This window comes from Sulfitobacter sp., assembly GCF_041552635.1.
Taxonomy (GTDB): Bacteria; Pseudomonadota; Alphaproteobacteria; order Rhodobacterales; family Rhodobacteraceae; genus Sulfitobacter.
In genome coordinates, this window is record NZ_JBFEKM010000091.1 from 1 (window position 1) to 16,513 (window position 16,513).

The window sequence follows — 16,513 nt, forward strand, 5'->3', positions numbered from 1 at the left end:
GTCAAGCTGGACAAAGCCGTCGCCGCGGAACTTGCCCCCCTCAAGATGGAGCGCGCGGTGTTCCAGACCCAGATCACCGCCGATGCGGCCGGCCCCGAAGGACGCGATGCCGTGTCCTTTACTGTGGCCACCAACCCCGGCGCACCTGCGGGCCCGTTGGGCAAGATCGCGTCAGGAGGGGAACTTAGCCGCTTTTTGCTGGCGTTGAAGGTCTGTTTGGCCAAGGGGCAGACCGGGCTAACGATGATCTTCGATGAAATCGACCGCGGCGTTGGCGGGGCCACTGCCGATGCGGTGGGGCGGCGGTTGGCGGCGTTGTCACAGGGCGGTCAGGTGCTTGTCGTGACCCATTCGCCGCAGGTTGCAGCCCTTGGCGCGCATCACTGGCGGGTCTCCAAATCGGTGTCGAAAGGCATGACGTTGTCGACCGTCACGCCGCTGTCAGACCCCGAGCGTGTGGATGAAGTTGCGCGGATGTTGGCAGGCGATACCATCACCGATGCCGCCCGCGCCGCCGCGCGCGAACTTTTGGGCGACCAATTCGCAGGCTGACGCAGGTCAGGCACACTGTGGGGGTTTTAACGCGCCATCGTTCGTCCTAGACAGGATATAGTCCCCGATCAAAAGCAGGCATGGCCTTGAACCCGCGTCCTTATCTGATCCAACAATATGATGTTGCCTGCGGCAAGGCCCGCGTGGGCTGGGATGTGCTGCGCCTCAAGGGGCCGGGCAAGGTCACCTTTTGGTTTATTGCCCTTATGGTGGGCATCGCGGCGGGATTTGCCGCACTGTTTTTCCGCAAGGGAATCAATGCGATACAGGCGTTTCTTTACGGTACGGATGACGTGCAGCATCTGCACAGCTTTATTGGCAGTCTCGACTGGTATTGGGTCGTTTTGATCCCGACGGTCGGCGGGCTGCTGGTCGGGGTGATATTGCATAACTTCACACGCGATGCGCGGGTCCGCAGCGTCAGCGACGTGATTTTGGGTGCGGCGATGCATGACGGTCGGGTTGAAACACGGGCGGGGCTGGCGTCGGCTTTGGCGTCGATGATCACGCTCAGCACCGGTGGATCCTCTGGCCGCGAAGGGCCGGTGGTGCATTTGGCCGCGGTGATTTCGACCCTCGTCAGCCGCCGCATCAACGCCAGCGGCATCACGGGGCGCGATCTGCTGGGCTGCGCAGTGGCAGCTGCGGTTTCAGCCAGCTTTAACGCCCCGATTGCCGGCGCGCTTTTTGCGCTCGAGGTTGTGCTGCGGCATTTTGCGGTTCATGCGTTTGCGCCGATCGTGATTGCGTCCGCTGCGGGGACGGTGATCAACCGGATGGAATTCGGCGGGCTGACTGAATTTGCGCTGCCCAAGATTGGCGATGTGGCGTTCTATGCAGAACTACCTGCGTTTTTGTTGCTTGGGTTGACCTGCGGTGTGGTGGCCGTCGTGCTGATGCGCAGTATTTTCTGGGCCGAAGACATCGGCAACTTCATTCAGGACAAGGCCCGGCTACCCCGCTATCTGCGCCCCTGTGCGGCTGGCGCAATCTTGGGGGTTATTGCGCTTTGGTTCCCCCATATCATCGGTGTCGGCTACGAGACGACAACACGCGCGCTGGCGGGCAATATGGTCCTGAATGAAGCATTGGTTTTTGCGGTACTCAAGATCATCGCGGTGTCGATCACCTTGGGCGGGCGCATGGGGGGCGGGGTGTTTTCGCCGTCCTTGATGTTGGGCGCGCTGACTGGTCTGGCCTTTGGGCTGATCGCAACGGGGGTGTTTCCCAATGTGTCGGGTGTCACGTCTCTTTATGCGCTGGCAGGGATGGGGGCGGTCGCGGCCGCCGTGCTGGGGGCACCGATTTCGACCACGTTGATTGTGTTTGAACTGACGGGCGACTGGCAGACCGGTTTGGCGGTAATGATCGCTGTCAGCCTGTCCACGGCGCTGGCGTCACGCATGGTCGACCGCAGTTTTTTCCTGACCCAGATGGAGCGGCGCGGCGTGCATCTGGCCGCTGGTCCGCAGGCCTATTTGTTGGCGATGTTCGTGGTGGCGCGGATCATGCGCCGCCCTGATGATCCGCGTGCGGCCGACGAGGAAACCTGCTGGACCCTCATCAAAGAGGGCACATATATCGACGGCACCGCCACGCTTGAGGCTGCGATGCCGATCTTTGAACAATCAGGGGTTGCATTCATTCCGGTTGTGACTTTGAAACCTGATTCGCCGCCCGAATTGCTGGGGGCTCTGTTCCAAGTGGACGCTTTGAAGGCCTATAACCGTGCCTTGGCGGATACTGCCGCCGAAGAGCATTCGTAATTGTAGCGCATGGAATAACAATGACGCAGCGCCTTTGTGATTGTCGTTGATCCGTCTTCAACCAACTCAAATGAGGCAATTTCATGGCTTAACGATGGTGAGAATTAGGTTAATCTAACCTTAACTTTATTTGAGGGGATTGATTTATGTTGGGCTTGCTTTTGCTACCCGCTTTGGCACTTTTTGGTGCGGCCGGATTGTTCAGTGACGATGACAATGACACTGAAACAACCGATCAGATGCAGGATGATCCGGATGCTGTGGTGAACACCCAGATCGGCACAATCGGCAACGACCTGCTGACCGGCACAGGGGCCATGGATGATCTGAACGGCCTTGAGGGCGACGACACGATCAACGGTTTTGGCAATGACGATTACTTGGTTGGTGGCACCGGCGACGACAGCATTTCAGGTGGCGGTGGTCTGAACACCATCGAAGGGAATGACGGTGATGACACGCTGAATGGTGGCCCGCAGGCGGACACTATTGATGGCGGTGCCGGTGCCGATCTTCTGACCGGCTTTGGCGATGACGATATGCTGCTTGGCGGCGACGGCACCGACCTGCTGCGCGGCGGCACTGGCGATGACACGCTGATGGGTGAAAACGGCAATGACACGCTGGATGGCGGTGCTGGTGACGATTCCCTTGAGGGGAATTTTGGTGACGATAGCCTTGCCGGTTTTGGCGGGCAGGATACGCTAGTGGGCGGCAATGGCGCGGATTACCTTGATGGCGGCGACGGGGCCGACACGTTGTTTGGCAACGGCTTGGCCGATACGCTGTTTGGCGGCAAAGGCAACGACGTCCTGCGCGGCGGCACCAACAACGATCTGCTGAACGGCGGGTCGGGCAACGATGATATTCAGGGCAATTTTGGCGCTGATATTCTGTTTGGCGGTCGTGGTTTTGATACGCTTAGCGGCGGTGAGGGCTTTGATTACCTTGCTGGCAACGATGGCAATGACGAACTGTACGGCAACGACGGTAACGATGGCCTGAACGGCGGCGCGGGCAACGATTCCCTGTTCGGCGGCACTGGCAATGACACGCTTAGCGGTTTGTCTGGTGACGATTTGCTGGACGGCATGGGCGGCAACGACCTGCTGAATGGCAATGTCGGCAATGATACCCTGATGGGTGGTGGCTTGAATGATACGCTGAATGGCGGCGCAGGCGATGACCTTTTGGATGGCGGCACCCAAAGCGATCTGCTGAACGGTGGTGGCGGCAATGACAACCTGTTCGGGGATAGCGGTGCTGACACGATCAACGCGGGTCCAGGCAATGATACCCTGTCCGGTGGCGAAGGCCCCGATCAGCTGGCGGGCAATAAGGGCGATGACATCATCAGCGGTGGTGCGGGCAATGACGCGATCTTTGGCGGTCCGGGCAACGACACGATGATGGGCGAGGACGGCAATGATTTCTTGCTGTCAGGAACCGGTGCAGACGAGATTGACGGCGGTGCCGGCAATGACGTGATCCGCGCCTATGACTTTAACTTTGGCACAGATGTGACCGGCGTTTCCGATACCTTGGCAGACACGGTAATGGGCGGGGATGGCAATGACACGATCAGCGCCAACGATGGCGATACTGTCACGGGCGGTACTGGTGCCGATGTGATCAACGCGATTGGCTATGATCAGGTGGGCACAGATCCCGTCATCGTGACGGACTTTAATCTGGCAGAAGACGGGCTGTATTTGCAGGAGACCCAGACCTCTCCGGCGACATTCGCACCGGGCGATGGCAACTTTGTCATTCGGGCCGCTGCAAATGGCACGGACAGTGAAATCGTGGTTGGCGGGAATGTCGTTGTAATCTTGCAAAATACTGATGCCGCCGCGCTTAGCGCCGACACCAGCTGGTTGCTGAACGTCTAAGGACGACGCCTAGATCTGTTCGACGGCGACTTCGTCGACAGTTGAATAAAAGGCCAGATGGCCCTTGATCCCAGCGACAGCGTCGTTGGGATTTTCATATGACCACGCCACATTATTTAAAGTGCGGCTTTTCGTGACCACGGAATAATAGCTCGCGTCGCCCTTGTGCGGGCAGTGGGTGGTCTTGTCGGTCTTGTCCAAGAACGCCATGGCGATATCTTCGCGCGGAATATAGATCACGGCATCCATGTCGCCCTCGCGCAGTTCCAGCGCATTCTTGGTCTCTGCCAATACGGCCCCCCCGGCGCGGACTGTCCATGTGCCGTTGGCTTTTATGATCTTGATATGGTCTGTCATGTTTTCGTTTCCCCCTGAAATATATTATCTTTTTGGCGCTCAAATCGGCGCAGTTGCGGCATCCAACCATAGTTTCGCCTCTGGCGATAGCCGGGGCCCGATCTTTTCCGCGACGTCGCTGTGATAGGTATTCAACCAGTCGCGCGTCGGCGTATCCAACATATCGGCAAGGATCAGACGCTTGTCGATCGGGGCAAAGCTTAGCGTTTCCCAGAACAGCATTTCGCGGTGATGATCCCCGCCAGCCAGGTCGGGCGCAGGGCGCACAACCAGCAGGTTTTCAAGGCGGATGCCAAAAGCGCCTTCGCGGTAATAGCCCGGCTCGTTGCTCAGGATCATACCGGGGGACAACGGCACGGTGCTGATCCTACTCAATCGCTGTGGCCCTTCATGCACGCTAAGGTACGCGCCGACGCCGTGCCCCAGACCATGGTCGAAATCCTGCCCCGCCATCCACAAGGGCAAGCGACCGATTGCCTCGATATGGGACCCGGCAAGGCCCCGCGGCCAGCGCAACCGGCTCATCGCGATCATGCCCATTAGAACACGGGTAAAGGCCTGTTTCGCCTCCAATGGAGCGGCACCAATGGCGACGGTGCGGGTGATGTCCGTTGTCCCATCCAGATACTGACCGCCGGAATCAAGCACCAGCAGGTGACCGTCCTCAAGCATGCTGTCGGTTTCCTCGGTCACGCGGTAATGCATGATTGCCCCGTTCGGACCGGTACCTGCGATGGTCTCAAAGCTGATGTCTTGCAGGGCGTTGTCACGGCGGCGGGCCGCCTCCAACTTTGCCACGACCTGTGTTTCGGAAACCGTGCCAGGGGTCTGTGCATCCAGCCACGCCAGCAGTTCAACCAAGGCCGCGCCGTCGCGCAAATGCGCCGCAGCTGATCCTGCGACCTCGGCCTCGTTCTTGCAGGCCTTGGGCAAGGCGCAAGGATCGTCGCCCCATGATGCACGGTCTCCTACCGCATCGGCCACGGCAACCGGAACGGTGGCCTTGTCCAGCCGGATCGGCCCGGGCAGGGCGCTAAGATAGGCGAGCAACACATCAGGCGCATGTACGGTCACGCTGTCGCCCAGATGGTCGGCCAGATCTGCAACTTTTTGCGGTTCGACAAACAGATCAACCGCCGCCGATCCGTGCAACACCACAAAGCCATGCACAACTGGATTGCGTGCAATGTCTGCGCCGCGAATGTTAAGCAACCAACACAGGCTGTCCGGCAAGGTAATCACTGCGGCACTCTCGCCCTTGTCGCGCAACGCCGCGCCCAAGCGCGCGCATTTGCCGGTGTGCGATTCACCGGCGAATTCCAATGGGTGCACTTTGGCGGGAAACATCGGTGGCGCGGGCTGATCGTGCCAAATCCGGTCTACCAGATTGGCGCAACGCCGCATTGTGACACCACTGCCTTTCAACGCCTCCTCAAGCTGCTCGATCTGCCCCACGGCATGCAGCCACGGATCAAACCCGACAACCCCGCCACCCGGCAATTCCGCCTTCAACCATTCTGCCAAGGACACCTCGGGCCACGCCACGGGGGTATAGACATCTGCCACCTGCGCCTTGACCTGTGTGCGGTACCGCCCGTCAATGAACACGCCCGCAACATCCATCAACGCAGCACAAAATCCCGCCGATCCGGTAAATCCGGTCAGCCAGCTTAGCCGTTCATCATGGTGCGCTACATATTCGCCCTGATGTGCATCCGCACGGGGCACCAGAAAGCCGTCCAGCCCTTCGGCCTTTAATTCCGCACGCAACGCCGCCAAACGCGGTGGCCCTTGTTCAGGCCTCGATGTCACCTCAAACGATTGAAACATGACGCAAGTCCTTCTTCATTTTGCCAAATAAACTCCCCGCAGAGCGTTCCGCACCCTCAGCTTGCGCGACGCATGCCCATGACGCGCGCCCGTTTGCGGGGATCGGTGTCAAACAGCGCTGCCAGCTGTTCAGTCATCGCACCAGCCAGCTGATCGACATCGGTAATCGTGACCGCGCGGTCATAATACCGCGTCACATCGTGGCCAATCCCGATCGCCAACAGTTCGACCGCTTTGCGCTTTTCGACCATGGCGATCACATCGCGCAGGTGCTTTTCCAGATAATTGGCGGGGTTTACCGACAGCGTGCTGTCATCGACCGGTGCGCCGTCGCTGATCACCATCAAAATCTTGCGCGACTCGTGGCGGGCAATCATCCGGCGGTGCGCCCATTCCAGCGCCTCGCCGTCGATGTTTTCCTTCAACAAGCCTTCCTTCATCATCAGACCCAGATTGGGCCGGGTGCGCCGCCAAGGTGCGTCGGCGGATTTATAGATGATGTGGCGCAGGTCGTTCAGACGGCCGGGCTGCACAGGGCGGCCTTCGTTCAGCCACGTCTCGCGGGCTTGGCCGCCCTTCCACGCGCGGGTGGTAAAGCCCAAAATCTCGACTTTGACGTTGCAGCGTTCCAGCGTGCGCGCCAGAACATCCGCACAAATCGCCGCGATTGAGATCGGCCGACCCCGCATTGACCCCGAGTTATCAAGCAGCAGCGTCACGCAGGTATCGCGGAATTCGGTGTCTTTTTCCATCTTGAACGACAGCGGCGTGGTCGGATTCGCCACGATCCGCGCCAGACGACCCGCGTCCAGCGTGCCTTCCTCAAGGTCGAATTCCCACGACCGGTTCTGCTGCGCCTGCAACCGGCGTTGCAGCTTGTTGGCAAGGCGGCTTACGGCCCCTTTCAGCGGCTCTAGCTGCTGGTCCAGATAGGCGCGCAGGCGTTCCAATTCGGCGGGTTCGGCCAGATCTTCTGCGCCGATCACCTCGTCATTGTCGGTGCGGTAGACCAGATAATTCGGATCGGCATCTGACGCTTGCGGCGGGGCAGGTGGTTCCATCGGGGCGTCGCCATCGGGCATCTCGGCTTCTTCGCCAAGTTCCTGATCGGCCATGTCGTCCATCGACACTTGCGCCTGCGATGCGTCCTGCTGCTCTTCTTGCGATTGCTCGGGGGATGCTTCGGCCTCTTCGTCGTCTTCGTCCTGACCGGTGCTATCGGGATCTTGTTCTTCTTCGGTGCCTTCTTCTTCGGCTTCGTCCTGATCGTCGTCGGATTGGTCAGGATCATCGCCCAACTGGTCGCCATAGCCCAGATCAACGATCATCTTGCGGGCAAACCGTGCGAATGCGGCCTGATCGTCCAATGTATCTTTCAATGTCTCAAGCGTGCCGCCAGCCTGTTCTTCGATATAGCCGCGCCACAGTTCCATCGCGTTGGCGGCACCGGGGGGCAAATCGCGGCCCGTGGCCAGATGGCGCACAAGGTACCCCGCAGCGGTGGACAGCGGTACGTCGCTGGGCTGTTTTGCTTGATCATAGCCCTTGCGCAGGGAATCGTATTTGATCTTGGCGTCGATGTTTCCGGCGGTGCCGGGCATGTCACGCGCGCCTACAGCCTCGCAACGGGCGGTTTCCATCGCCTCGTACAGCTCGCGGGCCATGTCGCCGTTGGGCAGGTACTTCGAATGGGTCTGGCCGTTGTGATAGCGCCTGTGCAGCGCCAGCGCATCTGCGGTGCCACGGGCCAGCAACACTTCGTCACGGGTCATCCGGCGGCTGACCTGCGGCAGGCGCATCGCATCGCCCGAGATGCCCGACGGATCGACGGAATAGCTGACGGTCAGATCGGGGTCATGGGACATGACCTTGGTCGCTTCGGCCAGCGCTTTTTTGAACGCGTCGGCGGGATTGTCTGATGGTTTGCTCATTTCAAATCTCGCGTCTCAGGATGTTTGCTTGCAAAACTCTCGCAGGTTTGTGTCAGTGTTTCAAATACCTTGCGAGACTGCTTGTCGTTGGCATAAATCACGGCTTCGGCCAAAAGGGCCATTGCGCTGCGCTGGTCTTGGATCGTCCGGTCGATTTCAGCCACACGGGCGGGGGCCAGTCTGACGGCAACCGAACGGAACGCATTTGACCGGTTCAGATCATCCGGCGAACTGTCCAAAAACGGTGACCGTTTGGCGTAGTCGTTGAACCCCAACCAGAAGGCAGCGCATTGCGCGGCGGGATAGATCGCCGCGTCATCATAGGCCTGCGCACCGCTGCTTGTCAGCAGGGCTGCACAGACCCCGATGATGGGCGCGCTTTTACCCAAGGCTCACGCTGGCCGCTGATTCAGGCAATTCCTCGTCGAACAGGCGCTGATAAAATTCGGCAACCGTCTGGCGCTCAAGCTCGTCGCATTTGTTGAGGAACGACAGGCGGAACGCATAGCCGACGTTGCGGAAAATCTCGGCATTTTGGGCCCATGCGATGACGGTACGTGGCGACATCACCGTGGATAGATCGCCGTTCATAAAGGCGGTGCGTGTCAGGTCGGCGACGGTGACCATCTGCTTGATCGTTTTGCGGCCTTTGTCGGTGTTGTAATGCGGGTTCTTGGACAGAACGATCGCGGTTTCAGCGTCAATCGACAGATAGTTCAGCGTGGCGACCAGCGACCAACGGTCCATCTGACCTTGGTTGATCTGCTGCGTGCCGTGGTAGAGGCCCGTTGTATCGCCCAAACCTACGGTGTTCGCGGTCGCGAAAATGCGGAAATAGGGGTGCGGTTCGATCACCTTATTCTGGTCAAGCAAAGTCAGCTTGCCGTCAACTTCGAGAACGCGCTGGATCACGAACATCACGTCTGCGCGGCCCGCATCGTATTCGTCGAACACAATCGCGGTGGGGTTGCGCAGCGCCCAAGGCAGGATGCCTTCTTGGAAGGTGGTGACCTGTTTGCCATCGACCAGCTTGATCGCGTCTTTACCGATCAGGTCGATCCGGCTGATGTGGCTGTCAAGGTTGACGCGCACACAGGGCCAGTTCAGCAGGCTTGCCACCTGTTCGATGTGCGTGGATTTACCCGTCCCGTGATAGCCCTGAACCATAACGCGGCGGTTGTGGTTAAAGCCGGCAAGGATCGCCATCGTCGTATCAGGGTCGAACTTGTAGGTGCTGTCCTGATCCGGCACGCGGCTGGTGCGTTCCTCAAAACCATGCACGATCATGTCTGTGTCGATGCCAAAGACTTCGCGCACGGAGATCTCTTTGGTGGGTTTCGCGTTAAGATCCAATGAGGTCTCGGTCATGTCGTGTCGTCCTTCATGCTGGTGCGCGCCCTGCGGGTCAGGGTCGCCGTTGGGTGGCAACATATCTTTCTGAGACGCAAGGGAAAGGGCCAATTCGCCTCTGCGACAATGACGCGGCGGTCAATGTTTCAGCCATTTGCGATTTTCGAGCATTTTTCCCAAGCGACGGGGGCTTTTGCGCGCCTTGCCTGCAAACAGGCCCGAGCGCGCAAAAGGGGGGTTACTGGTCTTTGAAATTCCGGCTGGATTTCAGTTGATCCCAAGCCCAGACGACTTCTTGCAGCTGTTCTTCCTGACTGCGGTCGCCGCCGTTCATGTCGGGGTGCAGGACCTTGATCAGCTTTTTATAAGCCTTGCGCACTTCGGGTTTGGTCCAAGTGTCCTTGGCCTCCAGAATCTCGAGCGCGCGGCGTTCTGTGGGCGGCAGGCGGCGTCCTGCGGCTGGCCCCTTGCCGGGGTTCTGCGTCGCGTTCTTGCCCAATACCTGATGCGGGTCTTCGATGCCAAGCCGCGCCCAAGCCCGCGCTTCAGGGTCGCCCAAAGGCTTGGTTGTGCGTTCCCAGACCTTGTCCTTGGACATCTGGGCGTTCAATTCGGCCTCGGTGGTGCCGTCAAAGAAATTCCACTTTAGGTTATATTCACGGACATGCTGCTGGCAGAACCAGATGTAATCGTCCAGCACATCGGGCGCTTTGGGCGCACGGTATTTGCCGTCCAGCTCGCATCCGGGATGCGAACAGACGCGCTGTGATGTCTCGGACGCGCCGGACATCCCCCGCCGACCACGGGGATTTTTTTTCTTTGAGGACGACACAGACATGTCGAATCCAAAGGGATCAGGTTTTGGCATGGGTTTGGACCTTTCCGACTCAGGCCGTTCACTTTAAGGCTTACAGCGTCAGATAGAAGGGGGCTTTGCGAAAAAATGTCAGTAACTCAAGAAATTGCAGACAAGCTTGAGGCGGCGTTTGCGCCCTCGGAGTTGAATGTCGTCGATGACAGCGAAAGCCATCGCGGCCACGCAGGGCACCGCGAGGGGGGCGAGAGCCATTTCAACGTCAAAATCCGGTCGAGCCACTTTGTAGGCCTTAGCCGTATTGCAAGGCACCGGGCGGTGCATGGCGCGTTGGGGCCTGAGTTGATTGGTCGCATCCACGCGCTGGCGCTGGATCTGGATACCTGAAACATAGTCCCCGACACATACCGTGCTGATTAGTCTTTCGACTTGAGGGGGGGCTGATCCACTTGGGCGGACGTGTCGGGCGCACTATCTTCGGGTGCCTGTGATGGGGCGTCGTCTTCGGGGGCCGCATCTGCAGCGCCCTTGTCGGCGGGTTTCTTCCGCCGCAGGGCCATGCTGCTGACCAAAGCTGCGGCAATGGTCGGGGTGTCTTGATCTGCCTCATTCGCGGTGGGCGATGAATCACCCTGTGATCCTGTGGTTTCGGTCTTTTGCGCCGGGGCCGGATCGCCGTCGAATTCATGCGGAGCGGGCAGCAATTCGGGGCTGAAACCCTCACCATTGTTGTCGCGCAGGCGGCGGAACACCAAAACATTGCGCCATTCGGTTGTCGTACCCGTCAGACCCGCCCGTTCAATCGAAGGCAGGGTTTCCGCGCGCTGATATTCCCAGCCGTACCCTGCAAGCCCGTTCATAAGTTCTTGGAGTGCATGTGAAAACCGCGCTTCGGCCCCTTTGATATTCTTACCCTTCAAGCCCTTGCTGGGGGCGGCGACAACTTTATACTCGTATCGGGGCATGGGGGTCCTTCAAGATTTTTATGCACATCATACCGCATCGAAAAATCTCCGACAACGTATGGCAGTGCTTTTCAGCTTTGAGGTGCCTGTTGCTTGATCGCGATTCTGCGTCCTGCACGTTCGGGAAAGGGCAGCGTGCTGTGGGCTTGCTTCATCTGTTCCAGCTTGGTCAGGATCGTGTCGGGCATGGGGGCAACGCGGGGACCGGATTGATCGACATGCAGGGTCAGCGCCTCGCCGGTGGCGGCAAGCCAGCCGTCTTCGTGCCAAAGCTGCGTAAAGCTGTGAAACCGCTTTTCGTCATAGTCCAGCAGCTGAAAGGTGCAGTAGGTCTGCGCGCCTTCATGCAATTCGCGGACATAGCAGATGTGAAATTCGGCGACATAGGTGGTGCAGCCCTGCTTTTGATACTCGGGTCCGAAGCCAAGGTGCTCATAGGCGTCATCGACGGCGTTATCCATCAACACGGAATAATACGCCATGTTCAGGTGCCCGTTAAAGTCGATCCATTCGGGCCTGACCGGGCGCAGTGATGATTTGAAGGGCGTTTCCAAGGGGCAACCTTTCGTTAGGGTGATCCAGCTTCGGCGGGGAACGTTTTCTTCAAAGAAAACGGGCCGGAATTTTTGAAAATTCCGTGCCGCCCTCAGCCGTTCAGCTTTTTCGCTACGATTTCATTGACCGCTTTGGGGTTCGCCTTGCCACCTGTGGCCTTCATGGTCTGACCCACGAACCAGCCTGCCAGCTTGGGGTTTTCCCGCGCCTTAGCGACCTGATCAGGGTTTGCCGCGATGATTGCGTCCACTGCTGCCTCGATCGCGCCGGTGTCGGTGACCTGTTTCAGGCCCTCGGTCTCGACGATTTCGGCGGGGTCACGGCCTGTGGTATAGGCGATTTCAAACACATCTTTGGCGATCTTGCCCGAAATCGCATCAGAAGCAATCAGGTCGATCACACCGCCCAATTGGGCAGGGGTGACGGGGCTGTCGGTAATTGCCTTTTCGTCTTTCTTGAGACGGCCGAACAATTCGTTGATCACCCAGTTCGCAGCCATCTTTCCATCACGGCCTTTGGCTGTTTCCTCAAAATAGCTTGAGCTGTCGAGGTCTGCGGTCAGCACGGATGCATCATAGTCGCTTAGTCCAAAGTCATTGATAAAGCGCGCTTTCTTGGCGTCGGGCAATTCGGGCAAAGTCGCGTTGATGTTATCAACCCAAGCCTGTTCGATCACCAAAGGCAGCAGATCGGGGTCGGGGAAATAGCGGTAATCATGCGCTTCTTCCTTGGACCGCATGGAACGGGTTTCCATCTTGTCAGGGTCAAACAGGCGGGTTTCCTGCACGACTTCGCCGCCACCTTCAACGATGGCGATCTGCCGCTTCGCTTCGACCTCGATGGCCTGCTGGATAAAGCGCATGGAGTTCATGTTCTTGATCTCGCAACGGGTGCCCAGATGGCTGAAATCCTGCGTTGCTTGGTATTTTTCATACTGGCCGGGCAGGCAGATCGACACGTTCACGTCGGCGCGCATCGCACCTGATTGCATGTCCCCATTGCACGTGCCCAGATAGCGCAGGATCTGGCGCAGTTTGGTCAGATAGGCTGCGGCTTCTTCGGGGCCACGAATGTCGGGCTTGCTGACGATCTCCATCAGGGCGACACCTGTGCGGTTCAAATCGACGAAGGACATGTTCGGGTCCATGTCGTGAATGGATTTGCCCGCGTCCTGTTCAAGGTGGATGCGTTCGACGCGCACCAGACGTGCGATGTTGTCGCCCAGTTCAACCAGCACTTCGCCTTCACCCACGATGGGGTGGTAAAGTTGGGAAATCTGATAGCCTTGCGGCAAGTCGGGATAGAAATAGTTTTTACGGTCAAACGCGCTTTCCAGATTGATCTGTGCCTTCAGGCCCAGACCGGTACGCACCGCCTGTTCGACGCAAAATTCGTTAAGCGTGGGCAGCATGCCCGGCATCGCCGCGTCCACAAAAGATACGTTGCTGTTGGGTTCCGCCCCGAATTTGGTTGAGGCCGCCGAAAACAGCTTGGCGTTGGATTGGACCTGCGCATGCACCTCCATCCCGATGACCAGTTCCCAGTCATGTTTGGCACCGGCAATTGTGCGGACTTTGGGGCTGTCATAGGTCAGGTCAAGCATCGGGGCACCTTTGGCGTCTTTAGGGATATGCTGTGGTCATAAGACAGGGGGCGGGGTGCTGCAAGAGGGTGCAGGTCACCTTGCAAGACGCAAAGGTGCCGGATCAGCGTGCAGGCTGGTCCGGCACAATTCGGGGTACTGATGGGGGCAGTACACTAAATTCGTGATATGTTTCCGCGGCACTGACCTAATACGGGCCTTACCGTTTCAGATCTTTTACGATCATTCCGCTCCAGTGGACCGCAATTTCGGATTGGGCTTTGGGTCAGGCAATCGTGGCGCGGGGGCCTTTGTCGGTAAAGACAATACGGTTACCTGCTGCGATTTCGGATTTGAAAAGGCTTGCCATAATCCGCAGCGCATCTTCGCGCCCGGAGGCCGCAAACTTGTGGGGTGACCGGATGCGGATGTTATTGTCAAACCCGTGGGCCGCGTGGGCCCAGATCATCGGGTGCAATTCCGTCAGATATTCGCGCACAATCCATTCCGTACAATCCGAGATTTGCGCCCGCACGTGATCTGCCTCGTCATTGCCGGAATAGCCTTGGCCAATGGTGTTGGCGCAATAGGCGGCCAGAAGATTGGCGGTATAGGCGTTGGGTCGCCGGGTCAGGATGTCGCGTAACCCGTCGATGAAAAAAGGCAGATCCAGATTGGCGCAGGCGGTGTCATCGCATGAAATCGCGTCGAACTGGACCCAAGTATAGCCGCCGGCCCCCCAGATGTGTTCGGTGCGTGCCGCTGTGCGACGGGCTTCTAGTTCAAGCTGTTCATAGCTGCCAAACCACCGGGGCAGCAGGTGGTTGCCCATGGCGCGCATCGGGCGCGGGTTGTTGGGGTTGAGATCGATAAGATGTTCGTACTTGTCGGCCACGTCGTTCTTTTTGCCGATCGGGCCGCTGACTTGTGCACAGTGGGTGGCAGCCACCAAGGGGCTGTCGGGGTATCTTTCGACGAAGGGGGCAATGATCTCGCTGGCGCGTTCGAAATGCGCGGCAAAAGCGTCACGATTCCGGGGGGCGACTTCCATATCCCACCCATTGCCCCGCCAAGCCCAACCGATGTCGATATGCGCCTGTGCGACGATACAGGCGACCGCGTAATCGTCGGGGCTGGCTTCAAGGACATGTTCGAAATCCTCGATCCCATCCAGCAGGGCTCTGGAGGATTTTTCTTCGATTTCGCTGATCGCATGCTCTGCTGCCGTCACAACGTCAGCGCGCGCACCATAGCTGATCAGCTCGGCCACCGGCATTGAACCCGGGGTCAACGACCGTGCGGCATCAGCTGTGCGGATGATCTGGGCTAGTTCTTGCCAGTTTTCCTGACGCACCATTTTCTGGCCCAATTCCTGATTAGTGTCGCGCAGACGCTCCTCGGCGGTAGGGTCGGGGCAGTGGATGCAAAGCTGTTCTTGCAGGTTTTGGATATTCAGACGCCGCGCCACACGATTTTGGCTTTTTGCGCCAGCGATCCGGTCTGCAAGCATTGAAATAGTGGGCGTCGGTTTTTGGGCACCCGAAAAAATTGCGGGTATTTTTTTACGTTTGAAAATTTTGCTCAAATGCTGCATTTTTTGTCCATTCAGTCGTTGGAACCCGATTAATGAGGCTAGTTTTGCCACCGTAATTGGGCACGAAGATGGCGCTGCGAAGGTCGGTCAAAGATTTCTCTGCAACTTAGGGGGGTGTTTAAGGCGAAATCTTGCCCAATTGTTCATGGATTAGATATGGTGTGATCGCGGATGGTGTATTGGATGAGACATAGCACCGTTAACTGCGCCCACATAAAACAAAGAGCTTTCAGAGAGGGTGCTGACCGGGTGAGGGTATTGCTTTTGGTTTTGGCTATAGTGAGCTGCGCAACTTATGCGTTAGCCAGTGACGCCGTAAGCGCACGCGCCGATCGCGGAGCAGAGGCAGCTTTCTCGCTGGACGCTGATGGCAAGAATGCAACGCCGGGGCTCGTTTTAAAATCGATTGATACATCCGTTTCGGATCAGGCGCACCTTTCTGCGATCTCGCCCCCGACGCGCCCCGGCAATTTACCGCGCACACAGTTTCAACACATGCAAGGTCATGCGCTTTGGACACGGTCTGCCTTGTCCGCATTGAAAGGCCATGGAGCGCCCTTGGTTGATACAGTGCCTGCCGACATCGCGCAGTGGTGTCCGGCGTACCCCACAGCGGATGATGCGGCGCGACGGGCGTTTTGGGTGGGTTTCATGTCGGCGCTGTCCAAATATGAGAGCACCTACAAGGCTCGGGCTGTGGGTGGCGGGGGGCGCTGGTTTGGGTTGTTGCAAATCCTGCCTGCGACGGCGCGCGGGTATAAGTGCAATGTCGGTACCGGAGAGGCGTTGAGAAACGGTGCCGCGAACCTAAGCTGTGCTGCACGCATCATGGCGGTCACGGTGCCGCGTGACGGTGTCATTTATGGGCGCGGCGGACGCGGCGTTGCAGCAGATTGGGGCCCAATGCGCAGTGCCGCAAAGCGGGAGGCGATGGCGGGTTGGTTGAGGCGTCAGAATTACTGCAAGCCGATTGGCGCGTCACGTCCCAAGGCGCGGCCCTGAAGGGGCGCATCAAGCGTTGGTGTTTGGCGCATTGGCTGGATGCCTTCGGCGAGGATATTTAAGAGCCAGAGAAGCATGGAATCATTGTCTGAGGCTGAAATGGTGACGCTCGGTTGTGATGTCTTTGGCGTTCAGGGCATGTTCGAAGTCTTGGTGGGGCGGCGTTGCCTCAAACGGTATCCGGATTTTGCGGCCGTTTTTCAGGATCACCGTTGCGCGGACCGAAAAGTCCAATCGTGTGTCAAAGCGGGTCTTGTCGATCTCTGCCAAGGTGATCTGTGCGTTGCGCGACCCGCTGTGCCAGCACAGGTCGCTGTCCGTCA

The 16,513-nt window shown here is 58.4% G+C and carries 14 protein-coding genes and 2 pseudogenes; 5 read left to right on the forward strand and 11 right to left on the reverse strand.

The features are described from left to right. From ABYT07_RS12035 to ABYT07_RS12045, 3 genes and pseudogenes are all read left to right on the forward strand, one after another. Window positions 1-552 (forward strand): annotated as a pseudogene (locus ABYT07_RS12035) (DNA repair protein RecN); the annotation flags it as partial. 80 nt (window positions 553-632) lie between these two features. Next, on the forward strand, window positions 633-2,318 hold the full coding sequence (locus ABYT07_RS12040) for a chloride channel protein (protein WP_372991936.1): 1,686 nt from the start codon (window positions 633-635) through the stop codon (window positions 2,316-2,318). 146 nt (window positions 2,319-2,464) lie between these two features. Further along, window positions 2,465-4,210 carry a calcium-binding protein gene (locus ABYT07_RS12045; protein ID WP_372991937.1) on the forward strand — a complete coding sequence of 582 codons (1,746 nt, stop codon included), beginning with the start codon at window positions 2,465-2,467 and terminating at the stop codon, window positions 4,208-4,210. Window positions 4,211-4,219: 9 nt separating this feature from the next. Here the strand turns inward: ABYT07_RS12045 and ABYT07_RS12050 are convergent, their stop codons facing one another. From ABYT07_RS12050 to ABYT07_RS12075, 6 genes are all read right to left on the reverse strand, one after another. Next, complete coding sequence (locus tag ABYT07_RS12050) at window positions 4,220-4,567, reverse strand: DUF427 domain-containing protein (protein ID WP_372991938.1); 348 nt, start codon at window positions 4,565-4,567, stop codon at window positions 4,220-4,222. 39 nt (window positions 4,568-4,606) lie between these two features. Beyond that, the gene (locus ABYT07_RS12055; RefSeq protein ID WP_372991940.1) at window positions 4,607-6,397 is read right to left on the reverse strand and encodes an aminopeptidase P family protein; all 1,791 of its coding nucleotides are present in this window, start codon (window positions 6,395-6,397) and stop codon (window positions 4,607-4,609) included. A gap of 56 nt (window positions 6,398-6,453) precedes the next feature. Beyond that, window positions 6,454-8,328, reverse strand: a complete 1,875-nt coding sequence (cobT, locus tag ABYT07_RS12060) for a cobaltochelatase subunit CobT (RefSeq protein ID WP_372991941.1) — start codon at window positions 8,326-8,328, stop codon at window positions 6,454-6,456. After that, window positions 8,325-8,717 (reverse strand): hypothetical protein, encoded by a 393-nt coding sequence (locus ABYT07_RS12065; RefSeq protein ID WP_372991943.1) that lies wholly within the window; start codon window positions 8,715-8,717, stop codon window positions 8,325-8,327. Before ABYT07_RS12065 ends, cobT begins: the two co-directional genes overlap by 4 nt. After that, window positions 8,710-9,696 (reverse strand): cobaltochelatase subunit CobS, encoded by a 987-nt coding sequence (gene cobS, locus ABYT07_RS12070; protein WP_372991944.1) that lies wholly within the window; start codon window positions 9,694-9,696, stop codon window positions 8,710-8,712. The genes ABYT07_RS12065 and cobS overlap by 8 nt, the downstream gene beginning before the upstream one ends. Window positions 9,697-9,916: 220 nt before the next feature. Then, the gene (locus ABYT07_RS12075; RefSeq protein WP_372991945.1) at window positions 9,917-10,546 is read right to left on the reverse strand and encodes a J domain-containing protein; all 630 of its coding nucleotides are present in this window, start codon (window positions 10,544-10,546) and stop codon (window positions 9,917-9,919) included. Window positions 10,547-10,621: 75 nt separating this feature from the next. On the opposite strand from ABYT07_RS12075, the gene ABYT07_RS12080 reads away from it, so the two are divergent. Beyond that, window positions 10,622-10,879: a BolA family protein gene (locus ABYT07_RS12080; RefSeq protein WP_372991946.1), complete on the forward strand. Its 258-nt coding sequence runs from the start codon at window positions 10,622-10,624 to the stop codon at window positions 10,877-10,879. A gap of 29 nt (window positions 10,880-10,908) precedes the next feature. On the opposite strand, the gene ABYT07_RS12085 is transcribed toward ABYT07_RS12080, so the two are convergent. From ABYT07_RS12085 to ABYT07_RS12100, 4 genes are all read right to left on the reverse strand, one after another. Continuing rightward, a complete protein-coding gene (locus ABYT07_RS12085) occupies window positions 10,909-11,457 on the reverse strand; it encodes a hypothetical protein (RefSeq protein WP_372991947.1) in 549 nt (182 codons plus the stop codon). Window positions 11,458-11,528: 71 nt separating this feature from the next. Continuing rightward, window positions 11,529-12,011, reverse strand: coding sequence for a thioesterase family protein (locus ABYT07_RS12090; RefSeq protein WP_372991949.1), 483 nt, complete (start codon window positions 12,009-12,011; stop codon window positions 11,529-11,531). 92 nt (window positions 12,012-12,103) lie between these two features. Continuing rightward, a complete protein-coding gene (gatB, locus tag ABYT07_RS12095) occupies window positions 12,104-13,615 on the reverse strand; it encodes an Asp-tRNA(Asn)/Glu-tRNA(Gln) amidotransferase subunit GatB (RefSeq protein WP_372991950.1) in 1,512 nt (503 codons plus the stop codon). A 265-nt stretch (window positions 13,616-13,880) separates the two neighbouring features. After that, window positions 13,881-15,062, reverse strand: coding sequence for a hypothetical protein (locus ABYT07_RS12100; RefSeq protein ID WP_372991951.1), 1,182 nt, complete (start codon window positions 15,060-15,062; stop codon window positions 13,881-13,883). A 531-nt stretch (window positions 15,063-15,593) separates the two neighbouring features. On the opposite strand from ABYT07_RS12100, the gene ABYT07_RS12105 reads away from it, so the two are divergent. Then, window positions 15,594-16,190 (forward strand): lytic transglycosylase, encoded by a 597-nt coding sequence (locus ABYT07_RS12105; RefSeq protein WP_372991952.1) that lies wholly within the window; start codon window positions 15,594-15,596, stop codon window positions 16,188-16,190. Window positions 16,191-16,271: 81 nt separating this feature from the next. Here ABYT07_RS12105 and ABYT07_RS12110 read toward each other — a convergent pair. Next, window positions 16,272-16,513: pseudogene (locus ABYT07_RS12110) on the reverse strand (hypothetical protein); the annotation flags it as partial.

Excerpts from the sequence above, each read along its gene's own strand:
- ABYT07_RS12040 (WP_372991936.1), top strand. The coding sequence starts at position 633 with ATGGCCTTGAACCCGCGTCCTTATCTGATCCAACAATATGATGTTGCC.
- ABYT07_RS12045 (WP_372991937.1), top strand. The coding sequence starts at position 2,465 with ATGTTGGGCTTGCTTTTGCTACCCGCTTTGGCACTTTTTGGTGCGGCC.
- ABYT07_RS12050 (WP_372991938.1), bottom strand. The coding sequence starts at position 4,567 with ATGACAGACCATATCAAGATCATAAAAGCCAACGGCACATGGACAGTC.
- ABYT07_RS12055 (WP_372991940.1), bottom strand. The coding sequence starts at position 6,397 with ATGTTTCAATCGTTTGAGGTGACATCGAGGCCTGAACAAGGGCCACCG.
- cobT (WP_372991941.1), bottom strand. The coding sequence starts at position 8,328 with ATGAGCAAACCATCAGACAATCCCGCCGACGCGTTCAAAAAAGCGCTG.
- cobS (WP_372991944.1), bottom strand. The coding sequence starts at position 9,696 with ATGACCGAGACCTCATTGGATCTTAACGCGAAACCCACCAAAGAGATC.
- ABYT07_RS12075 (WP_372991945.1), bottom strand. The coding sequence starts at position 10,546 with ATGCCAAAACCTGATCCCTTTGGATTCGACATGTCTGTGTCGTCCTCA.
- ABYT07_RS12080 (WP_372991946.1), top strand. The coding sequence starts at position 10,622 with ATGTCAGTAACTCAAGAAATTGCAGACAAGCTTGAGGCGGCGTTTGCG.
- ABYT07_RS12085 (WP_372991947.1), bottom strand. The coding sequence starts at position 11,457 with ATGCCCCGATACGAGTATAAAGTTGTCGCCGCCCCCAGCAAGGGCTTG.
- gatB (WP_372991950.1), bottom strand. The coding sequence starts at position 13,615 with ATGCTTGACCTGACCTATGACAGCCCCAAAGTCCGCACAATTGCCGGT.